Origin of the sequence: Henriciella pelagia (genome assembly GCF_002088945.1) — a bacterium.
In the GTDB taxonomy this organism is placed as follows: domain Bacteria; phylum Pseudomonadota; class Alphaproteobacteria; order Caulobacterales; family Hyphomonadaceae; genus Henriciella; species Henriciella pelagia.
This window is the reverse complement of sequence record NZ_NCSU01000005.1, coordinates 13,958-25,114: the sequence shown is the minus strand read 5'-3', so window position 1 is coordinate 25,114 and position 11,157 is coordinate 13,958. Positions and strand designations below refer to the sequence as shown.

Sequence of the window (11,157 nt, the reverse complement as noted above, 5' to 3'; positions counted from 1 at the left end):
GGGGGCCTCTGTTGAAAGCCGCGCCTGACAATCAAAAAGGAAGAAAACGATGAAAACCCTCGTCAGAAAGACAGCAGTCACAGGCGCAATCCTCGGACTGGCCCTGATTGGTCCGGCGCTCGCCCAGGAGGCCGGCATGAAAATGGACAGCATGAAAGACATGGACATGTCCGGCATGAGCTGCTGCGGCGACATGGCGCCCGGCTTTGGCGTCATTAACGGCGTCGATCTGGATGCCCGAACCGTCAATATTTCACACGATCCGATCAAGAAGATCGGCTGGGGTGAAATGACAATGGACTTCGAGGTCGGCGGAATGGTTGCGCTCGACAAATTCGAGAATGGCGACAACGTCCATTTCATGCTCAAGCAGGACGACAGCGACAATTATGATATCGCCATGATGATGCCGATCGGCGGCGATCCGGATGCTTTCAAGCAATCCATGATGTCGATGATGAAAGGCAAAGGCATGATGGACTGCAACATGGGCGGACACGGATCCATGTCCGGCATGTCAGGCAAGGATCATGACGACACCGATCACTAGCCGGTCCTCTGTTTCAAGCAAAAAATTCGTAAATCAGGTTCCGGCCGCGTTCCGCGGCCGGAATGCCTGCGTCTCCCGATTAGTTCACCAGGAAATCCCAATGACTCAAAGAATTCTGATTACCGCCTTCCTGTTAGGTTCCGCTTCCCTGACAGCCTGCAGTGACCCCGAAAGCCGAACGCCGCCAGCATCCGGCCCTGCAGACCAGACCAGGCCTGAACCGTTCGAACAGGCAGATGAAGCTATGCCCGGCGATACTGGACGGGCCACGGGCAGGATCACATCCCTTGATCGCGACGACGGCCGGGTCACCATCGACCATGGCCCCTTCGAAGGCATCGCCATGGGCGCGATGACCATGAGTTTCGCTTTAATGGGCGATCTTGAGCTGACTGACCTCTCTGAAGGCGATGACGTGATCTTCCAGGTCAAACGGGGCCGGGACGGTTCTCATCGCATCATGGAAATTTGCAGCATTCCCGCGAATGGCCGCGACTGCCCGGACCAAGAAACAGTCTATCCGCACAACCCTCCAGATCAGTAAGGCGGCATACTCCGGCACTGTCCCCGATCGAGCTAAAGGGAAGACGATAAAGACCCGTTTCGCCATAGTGTCAAACTGGCATGCGCGGACCAAAAAGAATAACCGCAGCCCCGATCAGACAGGTTACAACCCCTATCAGATCCCAGCGGTCGGGACGAATCCCCTCAATGGTCCATAGCCAGATGAGCGAGGAAGTTATGTAAACCCCACCATAGGCGGCATAGGCGCGCCCGGCTGCAGACGCTTCCACCAGTGTCAGCAGCCAAGCGAATACAACAAGGGATATCATCCCCGGAACCAGCCAGAAAGCGGACTTTCCAAGCCGCAGCCAGGCCCAGAATGCAAAACAACCGGCAATTTCGGCGGTTTCCGCGCCAGCATAGATCAACAACGTCGCGCGAATATCCATGGCTGGGACGTTTCCTGATCTGGCTGGACTGGCGAGGCCCCGTTGCGGTTAAAATTGGTTTCAGCCTGCGCAGCATGAAAGCTTCGCCACGTCCTTGTCGAACGTCTGTGCCGCCAATTTTAACCCTTCAACAGTTGTCAGGTATGGAAAAATTGTCTCGCCAAGCGCCTTGCTCGTCATGCCGAACTTCAACGCCATAGCCAGCGTCTGAATCGCATCAGACCCTTCGGGCGCCGCGATCTGTCCGCCCAGGAGGCGGTCGGTCTTCGCATCCGCGACCAGCTTGATGACGCCGCGGGTATCGCGGGCGGCGGCGGCGCGTGCCACGTGGTCCAGCGTCAGCACGCTGGCCTTGACGTCATGACCGGCTGCCTTCGCCTGCACCTCGGAAAGGCCGACGCCGGCGACCTGCGGATCGGTGAACACGACCCAGGGCATGGCCCCATTGTCATAGCGCAAATCCTGAAGCCCGAGCGCATTGTTGGCCGCCACCTTGGCCCCATAAGCGGCCATGTAGACGAACTGGTCGCGATCGGTGACATCACCCGCTGCCCAGACGCCAGGCCGCGTTGTGGCCATGTCGGCTCCGACCTTGATCGATCCACGCGCATCGGTCTCGATGCCGAACTCGCGCAAGCCGAGGTCTTCGGAATTGGCCACCCGGCCTGTGGTGGCCACAAGCCGCTGAGCGGAGAGGGTCACAGGCTTTCCACCCCGTTCGATTGTCAGCGTGACGCCGCCGTCACTCCGTCTCACCGATCGGTAGGACAGGCCGGTCTCGACCGCGACCCCCTCAGCCTTCAACGCGTCGGTCAACGCCTTGGCCACTTCCGGTTCCACGCCGGGCAGAAGGCGCGAACGCGTGACCAGTGTAACCTTGACGCCCAGCCGCGACGCCATCTGCGCCAGTTCACAGCCAATATAGCCGCCGCCCAGTACCAGGATGCTTTCGGGCTGATCGGGCAGGCTGAGAAGGTCCCAGGAATCCAGCGCCTCCACGGTCTCGATCCCGTCAATTTCCGGCAAGAAAGGGCGCGAGCCGGTGGCGATCAGAACCTTCGGTGCAGCGATGATCCGCCCGCCGACCTCAATCCCACCTTCGATCAGGCGTGCGGCACCTTCCTCGATATAGGTGACATTCTCATAGGAAGGCAGCAGGTCGATGTATTTTTTCTGGCGCATCTCGTCGACCAGATCGGCCGTGCCCTTGACGACCGCCGACCAGTCCACGCTCTGCGCACAGGGCTCAATGCCCGGAAACCGTGCCGCCGCTGTACCAGCATGCACCGCTTCACCGGCCCGTATCATCGCCTTGGACGGCACGCAGCCGACATTGACGCAGGTGCCGCCGATGGTGCCATGCCCAACCATGGCCACGCGCCTGCCGGCCTCGGCCGCGCTAATCGAAGCCGAAAACCCGGCCGAGCCAGCACCTATGACGATGAGGTCATAGCTGTCGTCGCCGTTTTTATTGACGGAGCAGCAATCGCCTGTCTTTACGGTTTGATTCATTATTTCTTCCTTGGCTTGTGACCAGGCATGGCGACGCGGCCTCGATCAAGTATTCAAAATCACACCATCGACCCGATGTCGGAGGCGTGGCCGGGATCAGGTTGAGGCCGCTGTCGCCGCATTCGCCTGCGGCGAAGACCGCGGGATCGCTCGTACGCATCGATGTGTTCACCTGGATGCCCCGCCGAGTGCACTCGGCGCAGGCAGCTTCAAGGTTCAGCCTGTCCATTTTTGGTACCCGGCCGGGGCTGAGGCACATGCTCATTGATGCAAAACAAGAAGGTGTCGCAATGACGGTACCGGCCAGACCCGTTATCAGCAGTTTTCGGTCAGTCCATTTTGACATCAAAGTGAAAGCCTTGTGTAAAAATCTGACGATGTATGCGAACATCGACTGGCAGGTGCCTCATCAGGATATTCCAGATGCTGCGTGTTCAACCGTCCGTAACGCTTGCCGGGTATCCTACATCGGTTGAAGCCGCAGCGATCAGCTCAGGCGTTGTCGCCGCCGTATCGTAAACCACTTCTGCGGTCCTGGCCGCATAATCGATATCGACAGATTTAACGCCCTCGACACGCATCATCGCTTTCCTGACAGCAATCGGACATGTCGCGCAGGTCATGTTTCCGATCGTAAAACGGGCTGTCGCCTGTTCGACCTCCACCGAGGCATCCGGAGCATTCTGCGCGCCGGCGACTGCGAGCCCCCCCGCGAGTGCCAGACCTGCCAGTCCGGCGATCATCCATGTGCGTTTCATACTTGTCTCCCTGGCTAGTAAAATAACGGTGCCCATACATCGATGGTCAAGGCCGCCAGCACGACAAGCGCGCCGCTCCACAGGGCGACCTGCTTGACGACTGACGACTGCAAACGGGCGCAATAGCTACCATCCTCGCAGACACTGGTTTTTCGAAAATAGACATCCCAGAACCCAGCCGCGAGAAATCCGATCGCGACCAGAAGAAAAAGGGGCTTGTAGGGTTCCAGCGCCGTCAACTGGCCAATCCACGCTCCGGAAACACCGAGACTGATCAGCACAAGCGGCACGATGCAGCAGGATGATGCAAGGAATGCCCCCAGCATGCCACCGGCAACAAGCCACCTTGAGCGACGCTCATTTGCTGGGCTGTTTTCCGTACCTGCCATGACCAGCTGTTCCCATTGCTTTATTGATCATGATCACGTTACGCTCTGTAGTTGGTACAGACACAAGTGGGTATTTCATCATGGCCATCACATCGCCGCGAGCAGCACTCAAACGGGCTGAACTGGCCGGGCGGCTCGGCTGCAATCTTGAAACGATCCGCTATTATGAAAAGATCGAATTGCTGCCCGAACCAGCCCGCACGGCAAGTGGCCACCGGCTGTATTCGAATGAAGATCAGGTACGACTGCGTTTCATATTGCGAGCCCGCAGCCTCGGCTTCTCCGTGGAAGATGTACGCTCGCTACTTGGCATCAATGATGGCAGGCCGAGCTGCGCGGAGGTCAGGGCGCTGGCAGAAGCACATCGGGGCGATATCCGTAAACGCATCGCCGATCTGAAGCAGATGGATCGACGGCTCGGCGAGATCATGGCTGGTTGCACCGGCGCTGAAACACCCGATTGCGCACTCACCGACAAACTGTTCGAAGATAGCTGACAAAAGGGGCTCCTGCATCTGCCGGAGATGCAAATGATGGACATCCACGACACCATCACCGCTCCGCATCGCCTCAATGACGGTACCGATGTCAATGTCCGGCGGACTGCCTAGCCACAACATGTGGATCGGCCCGCCGATTTCGCGGAACGACAGGCAGAGAATGTTACCGCGATACCGATCGTCACGAACGGATCGAACAGTATTCAGTCATAGATGAGGATGAGCGCGTCGCCCGCAACCACGGCTACAGATGCGAGTGCGTCGGACAGATTGTGAAGGAGGAGCGCCCGGATATTCACGCTCCCATTCTGCACCGAATAGATCAGGAGGGCTGTAAGCTCTGCAATGACCAGCGCAACACCGCCAAGAATAACGATCGTCCAGCCACCAACGGCGGGCGGATCAGTGATCCGTATGACAGTCTTATTGACCAGATGGCAATGGAGACCCGACGATCATCGCTCGCGGGATCAAGATCGTCATGATCATGTGCGTGGCTCAGGATCGGCCTCCTCTTCCAGCACCTTGCGCTTGCACTCGAGATACGCGCGTCGCCGCGCGTGTACCGCGTTTTTTACGCGGCTCTTTGGTGGTATCAGGCCGCATTCCTCCTGCACCTTGGCCGACTGCTCACTTGAAAGGGCCCCCATCACGTTGTCGAGACTCTCGCAGCCGGCCAGGGCTGCGAGAGAAACGGACATGACCGCGAAGCGAAGTTCACGATGGATGAACATGCTCGGCCTCCAACAAGGAATGGTGCGCGTCGGGCTTTGGTGCGAACCAGCGGTGAAGGGCGGGTAGCACCAGCAAAGTTAGCACGGTCGAGGAGACCAGCCCGCCCATGACCACCGTGGCCAGTGGCCGCTGCACTTCAGCACCGACACCACTTGCGAAGAGCAGCGGCGCAAGGCCGAGCGCCGTCGTAAGGGCGGTCATCAGCACAGGACGTGCCCGCAAGCCTGCCGCCTCGACGGCAAGTTCATCGCGACCACGGCCCTCCCTGGCAAAATCATCCATGAAACTGACCAGCACCATGCCATTGCCGAGCGCGATACCGAACAGGGCAATAAAGCCGACCGTCGCAGGCACCGAGATCGGCAGGCCTGCAATCCAGAGCGCCATCGCCCCGCCGGTCAGCGCCAGCGGAATGTTGAGCAGGATCAGGATGGCCGATTTCATGCGCCCGAACGTCAATAGCAGGATCAGGAATACGATACCGAGCGTGATCGGGATCACGACCGCGAACCGCGCATTCGCTTCCTGCTGGAGTTCGAACTGTCCGCCCCATTCGACGCGATAACCAGCCGGCAGGTCGAGCTGGCTGGCGACCGATTGCTGCGCATCAGCGACATAGCTGCCAATATCGCGTCCTCTCACATTGAGCTGAACGGTGATGAATCGCTCACCATTCTCGCGCGTGATCTGACGTGGACCGACAATCTCCCTGATGTTTGCCACGCTTTCGAGTGGAACCCGTGCGCCGCTGGACGATTCCAGAATAATCCGTCCGATGGCCGCGGGCGTGTTGCGGTCCTCTTCGGCATAGCGCACGATGACGGGAAACTGGCGCACTCCCTCAAAAACGGCACCAGCCTCTGCCCCGCCGACGCCGGAACGCAAGGCATCGAGCGCCTCCTCCACGCTCAGTCCATACCGGCCGAGCGCAGGACGGTTGAGCGAGACCACAAGCTGCGGCGCGCCGGTGATCTGATCGGCCTGGACGTCGGTCGCCCCAGGAATTTCCTGAAGAATGGACTGCAAGTCCTGCGAGCCTTCGAGCAGGACCTCCGTATCCGGACCGAAGATCTTGACCGCCAGCTGCGCCTTTGTGCCGGTCAGGAGCTCATCAACCGACATGGCGATTGGCTGGCCGACATTAACCCTGACGCCTGGAAAGCCGCCGAGATTCTCGGAGATCGACGCCCGGAGTTCATCCGGGCTGATGCCATTGCGCCATTCGCTTCGGGGTTTGAGCGCCACGAAGGCCTCGATACTGTTCACCGGGTCGGCATGCGCGCCGACTTCCCCACGGCCGATCCGGCTGACAATGGAACTGATCTCGGGGAAGGCTTCAAGCAGTCTTGTCTCGATGCGGGTCGACGTTTCCTTTGCTTCGGTTAGCGAGATGGACGGCGCCATCGTCACACGCAACAGGACATCGCCTTCCTCCAGCGCAGGCGTGAACTCCGAGCCAAGGCGTGTCGCTGAGAGGCCCCCAACCAGAAGCAGGACGCCTGCTAGCCCGACCGCCGCGAGACGTCGCCGGACGAAGAAGGCCGCAAGCGGCTTGATCAGCGAAACAAGCCGGCTGTCGCTCTCCTGGCTATTGCTCTTGGGCGGACGCATGAGGCCGAGCGCCATCGCCGGAGCGATGAGCGCGGCATAGATCAGCGACCCTGTCATGGCGAGCGCGGCAGAAGCGGCGAGCGGCCGAAACGTCTTGCCTTCAGTGCCCTGTAGCGAAAAGAGCGGCAGGAAGACGATGATCACCACGGCGACGGCAGCAATTAGCGGCGCGATCACTTCGGCGCTCGCTCGCGCGACCGTCGTGCGGCTATCTTCACCCTCGCGTCGTTCGCGCAAGCCGCGATCCACGTTCTCGGCGATGACGATGGCGCCGTCGACCATCATCCCGATGGCGATCGCTACCCCGCCCAGCGTCATCAGATTGGCCCCGATGCCGAGGGCCTTCATCGCGATGAAGGCAAAGCCGACCGAGAAGGGAATAGCCATGACGACAACAAGACTTGGCCGCCAGCCGCCGAGGAACAGGAAGACGATGACGGCGACCAGGAGCGCGCCCTGCCAGAGCGCGGTCGTCACGGTCGCAGCCGCCTTTTTCACCAGCGTGCCCTGATCATAATACGGAACGGCTTTGACGCCATCCGGAAGCGACTGGTTGATCTCGTCGAAGCGCGCCTGAGCGTTCTCGATCACCTCAGACGTGTTTGTGCCATAAAGTTTCAGGACGAGACCGGCGACGGTCTCCCCTTCGCCATTGGCAGTTGCGAGCCCCTGCCGGACGCCGCCGCCGATGGCGACTTCACCGAGGTCGTTGACGCGGACGGTTCGTCCATCCACGGTCTTGACCGGCGTTTCACGCAGATCATCGAGGGAGCGAGCGAGCCCGACCCCGCGCACCGTGTACTGTTCGGCGCCAATTTCGATGAATTGCGCGCCGGCCGTCCGATTGGCGCTCTCCAGGGCGGCAATCACCTCGCCGACGCTGAGGTCATAGGATGTCAGCTGATCGGGATCGAGGCGGACCTGGTACTGCTTCTCGAAACCCCCTAGTGACAGAACCTCCGTCACCCCTTCAACCGACTGGAGCGGATACTTGATCATCCAGTCGGCAATCTCGCGCAGCTCAACCAGCGACCGCTCGCCGGTCTCATCGACGAGCCGATAGTACATGATGATACCAAGGCCGGTCGAAATCGGCCCCATCTTGGGTGTGCCGAAACCGTCGGGAATGGCGTCGGCGGCCTCGCCGAGGCGCTCACCGACGACCTGGCGGGCAAAATAGACGTCCGTGCCGTCCTCGAAATAGATATTGATGACAGACAGGCCAAAATTGGATGTCGAGCGGATCTCGTCGACCTTGGGGAGGCCGGACATGGCCGTCTCGATCGGATAGGTGACATAGCGTTCGACCTCTTCGGGCGACAGGCCTTCAGTTTCGGTGAAGACTTGGACCAGAGAAGGTGAGGGATCGGGAAAAGCGTCGACAGGCAGGCTGCGAAAGGCAAACAGCCCCCCGATCGACAGGGCGAGTGCGGCAATGGCGGCAAGCAGCCGGCCACCCGCAAGGCGGTGCATCAAATTGATCATTTTGCGGGTCTCCTAGTGTGCGTGGCCGTCGCCGAAAGCGTCTTTTTCAAGCTGCGCTTTCAGGGTGAAGGCGCCCTCGGCAACGAATGCTTCGTCGGCCTCGAGCCCGGAAATGATCTCGGTATAGCTGCCTGCACTCTCTCCTGTCCGGACCTCGCGCGGTTCGAACCCGTCATCCGTCGGGACGAAGACCGACATCCTGTCTTCAACACTGACAATCGCATCGGAGGGAACGCGCACGACGGGGCGCCCCTCTCCCGTGTCGATCCGCGCCGTTACGAACTGACCGGGCTTCAGCCTGTGTTCGGCATTGTCGACAATGACCCGCGCGGTCGCGGTGCGGGATGCCTCATTGATGACAGGCAGGACATTTGAAATTGTCCCTTCGGCCAGGACGCGGCCATCTTCCTGCTGGAAGGTCACGGTCTGGCCTTCGCTGACCTTGCCGAGATCTTCCTTGTAGACGGCGATGTCGGCCCAGACGACGCTATCATCGATGATGACAAAGATGGGCGCGCCGCCAGCCGATACGGTTTCTCCAAGAGAAACGCTCCGCTGAATCACCTCTCCGGCAAGGGGAGCCGTCACATAGGCTTGTGCAAGCGACCCATCCGCAGCCTCATTAAGCTTGTCCAGTGTGCCATGACCAATGCCGATCGCATGAAGCCTGTTTTCAGCAGCTTCCCGGCCGGCATTGGCTGCGGCGAATGCCGCACGCGCCGACTGCAGATCGGCCTCGGCGGTGATTTTCTGCTCCCAGAGGTTTTCCTCACGCTCAAGCTCGGCTTGCGCGAGGCGCTCGGCGCTCAGGGCATTCAGATAATCGGCCTTTAGGCCGGCGAGTTCACGACTGGTCAGCCGGGCAAGCGTGGCGCCGGCTTTCACGATATCGCCTTCGCCTGCATAAAGTTGGGCAACGGTGCCCTCGACCTGTGGCGAGACCCTTGCGACACGGTCCGCATCGAAACGGATCTCGGCCGGCAGTTCCAGCTGGCCCGAAACCGCTCCGGTCTGGGCTCGCCCGGTCCGGATACCGGCAGCTTCCGCCTCCTCGGCGGTCAGCTCGACATGATCGCCGCCTTCACCTTCGTGTTCGGTATGACCGCCTCCTTCTTCATGTCCCTCATGATCGTCGCCATCGGCCTCATCATGGCTTTCATGCTCCTCATCACTACCGTCTTCGTGGTCGTCATGGCCATCTTCGGCTTGTGGGGGCGTCCGGTTTGCACCAGACGAATCGGAGGCGTCATTGCCGCAAGCACTAAGATACAAAAGCGCTGGCGAAAGCAGCGCCGCATAGAATAAATTCAGTTTCATTGGATCTCTCCTTCGAACGGCGCGGCGCCAATCAGCGCACGCAACCGCAGCGTGTATGTCTGGAGCGCCAGCCGGGCATCGATAACGGCGGCGCGGGTTTCAATCAGACTGCGCCGCGCATCGAGCGTGGCGGTCAGGTCGAACTTGCCAACCCGGTAGCCCTCTGCCGCAGCTGTATAGGCTTCTTCTGCGAGCGGCAGCGCTTCGCCCTCGAGACGCTGCAAGCGGGATTTTGCGGCCCGGACCTGCGCGGCAAGACTCGCTTGCTCGGCCCGCAACCTTGCCTCAACAGTCTGTGCTGATAGCTCGGCACTCTGGGTACGTAATCCCGCCGCCCGCGTTGCGTCCTGATTGCGGTCAAAGACCGGCAAAGGAACACTGACACCCGCCAGAAACGCGCTATCGCCCGTGTCCTCAAATCTTCGGACACCAGCCGATACGGTTATATCAGGCCATGCGCCGGCGCGGGCCCGGTCCGTCGCCGCGCTACGAGCCGTCGCTCCGGCCTTAGCCGCCGCAAGTGACGGATGAACGCCAGAATCTGGTTGAGCCGACCCACCCGCCGGATCTGTTACGATTTCCGCAGTGCCAGACAAGACAAAGTCGATCTCTGGACTACCCCAAACGGACGCAAGCGCTAGCCCTTTGGCTTCGACCTGGCCCCGCGCACCATCCGCAACCGCCTGAAGCGCTGCTGCTTCAGCCCGCGCGCGCAGCAACTCAGGCGGAGCCGACGCTCCAGCGTCCACGCGGCGCTGGACGACGCCGGAGAACTCGGATGCGAGATCGGCTGAGGCCTGAGCGACCTCGGCCATGTCGTAAGCGGCACGAAGTTCCAGATAGAGTTCCCCTGCGAGTTTCTGAGCTTCCAGGCTTCGTACAGAACATTCGGCACTCGCCAATGCGGCTTCAGCTCTGGCGGCCCGCTCGGAAAGTCTTCGTTTATCGCCAAGCTGTAAGGTCTGCGCCACTACCAGGGTCGTCTCGTAGGCATTGAAGCCTTCAAGCGATCCGCTGCCGGCAAAGTTCTCGGTTTCGACAGACAGAGATGGATTAAGCCAACGGCTCGCCTGATCGGCGTCGGCCGATGAAGCTTTCGCCTCGAGAGCCGCCGTCAGAACTTCAGGCGAAGCATTGGCGGCGCGAGCAATAGCCGCGTCGAGCGTCAGTGGTCGGGATTGATCATAGTCAGTCGCGCTGACATAGACAGAACTACACCCTTGCGCATAGGCCGTACCGGCCATGACCGGCAGGGCGAGCGCGGTGATCGCGCTGCATATAAGAATTTTCATTTTTGCTGGTTTCCTCGTCCAGATTCAACGACAGCGAGGCCGTAGCCACGCAAAA

The 11,157-nt window shown here is 60.3% G+C and carries 12 protein-coding genes and 1 pseudogene; 3 read left to right on the top strand and 10 right to left on the bottom strand.

Annotated elements, in window-relative coordinates; genetic code table 11:
• The first annotated feature begins 49 nt into the window (after window positions 1–49).
• Both B8746_RS01120 and B8746_RS16930 read left to right on the top strand, forming a co-directional pair.
• Entirely contained in the window at window positions 50–550 is a 501-nt protein-coding gene (locus B8746_RS01120) for a copper-binding protein (RefSeq protein ID WP_034827476.1), read from the top strand.
• 100 nt (window positions 551–650) lie between these two features.
• A complete protein-coding gene (locus B8746_RS16930; RefSeq protein ID WP_158084498.1) occupies window positions 651–1,094 on the top strand; it encodes a copper-binding protein in 444 nt (147 codons plus the stop codon).
• A gap of 70 nt (window positions 1,095–1,164) precedes the next feature.
• Here B8746_RS16930 and B8746_RS01110 read toward each other — a convergent pair whose 3' ends face one another.
• The 5 genes from B8746_RS01110 to B8746_RS01090 form a co-directional block, all read right to left on the bottom strand.
• Window positions 1,165–1,503, bottom strand: a complete 339-nt coding sequence (locus B8746_RS01110) for a YnfA family protein (protein ID WP_084391408.1) — start codon at window positions 1,501–1,503, stop codon at window positions 1,165–1,167.
• A 60-nt stretch (window positions 1,504–1,563) separates the two neighbouring features.
• Window positions 1,564–3,015 (bottom strand): mercury(II) reductase, encoded by a 1,452-nt coding sequence (gene merA, locus B8746_RS01105; protein ID WP_084391407.1) that lies wholly within the window; start codon window positions 3,013–3,015, stop codon window positions 1,564–1,566.
• Window positions 2,972–3,274: an FAD-dependent oxidoreductase gene (locus B8746_RS17330; RefSeq protein WP_255342009.1), complete on the bottom strand. Its 303-nt coding sequence runs from the start codon at window positions 3,272–3,274 to the stop codon at window positions 2,972–2,974. Before B8746_RS17330 ends, merA begins: the two co-directional genes overlap by 44 nt.
• Before the next feature lie 175 nt (window positions 3,275–3,449).
• Window positions 3,450–3,773 carry a heavy-metal-associated domain-containing protein gene (locus B8746_RS01095; protein WP_034798642.1) on the bottom strand — a complete coding sequence of 108 codons (324 nt, stop codon included), beginning with the start codon at window positions 3,771–3,773 and terminating at the stop codon, window positions 3,450–3,452.
• 14 nt (window positions 3,774–3,787) lie between these two features.
• Window positions 3,788–4,162: a mercuric transporter MerT family protein gene (locus B8746_RS01090; protein WP_034813607.1), complete on the bottom strand. Its 375-nt coding sequence runs from the start codon at window positions 4,160–4,162 to the stop codon at window positions 3,788–3,790.
• Between the two features lie 80 nt (window positions 4,163–4,242).
• Between B8746_RS01090 and B8746_RS17325 the strand changes: the two genes are divergently transcribed.
• Entirely contained in the window at window positions 4,243–4,659 is a 417-nt protein-coding gene (locus tag B8746_RS17325; protein WP_034798637.1) for a MerR family transcriptional regulator, read from the top strand.
• Between the two features lie 9 nt (window positions 4,660–4,668).
• Here B8746_RS17325 and B8746_RS17560 read toward each other — a convergent pair.
• The 5 genes and pseudogenes from B8746_RS17560 to B8746_RS01060 form a co-directional block, all read right to left on the bottom strand.
• Window positions 4,669–5,075: pseudogene (locus tag B8746_RS17560) on the bottom strand (cation efflux transmembrane domain-containing protein); the annotation flags it as partial.
• Between the two features lie 72 nt (window positions 5,076–5,147).
• On the bottom strand, window positions 5,148–5,396 hold the full coding sequence (locus B8746_RS01075) for a hypothetical protein (RefSeq protein ID WP_084391405.1): 249 nt from the start codon (window positions 5,394–5,396) through the stop codon (window positions 5,148–5,150).
• A complete protein-coding gene (locus B8746_RS01070) occupies window positions 5,380–8,493 on the bottom strand; it encodes an efflux RND transporter permease subunit (protein WP_084391404.1) in 3,114 nt (1,037 codons plus the stop codon). Before B8746_RS01070 ends, B8746_RS01075 begins: the two co-directional genes overlap by 17 nt.
• A 12-nt stretch (window positions 8,494–8,505) precedes the next feature.
• Window positions 8,506–9,810 carry an efflux RND transporter periplasmic adaptor subunit gene (locus tag B8746_RS01065; protein WP_018149441.1) on the bottom strand — a complete coding sequence of 435 codons (1,305 nt, stop codon included), beginning with the start codon at window positions 9,808–9,810 and terminating at the stop codon, window positions 8,506–8,508.
• Entirely contained in the window at window positions 9,807–11,102 is a 1,296-nt protein-coding gene (locus B8746_RS01060; RefSeq protein WP_018149442.1) for a TolC family protein, read from the bottom strand. Before B8746_RS01060 ends, B8746_RS01065 begins: the two co-directional genes overlap by 4 nt.
• Window positions 11,103–11,157 lie beyond the last annotated feature (55 nt).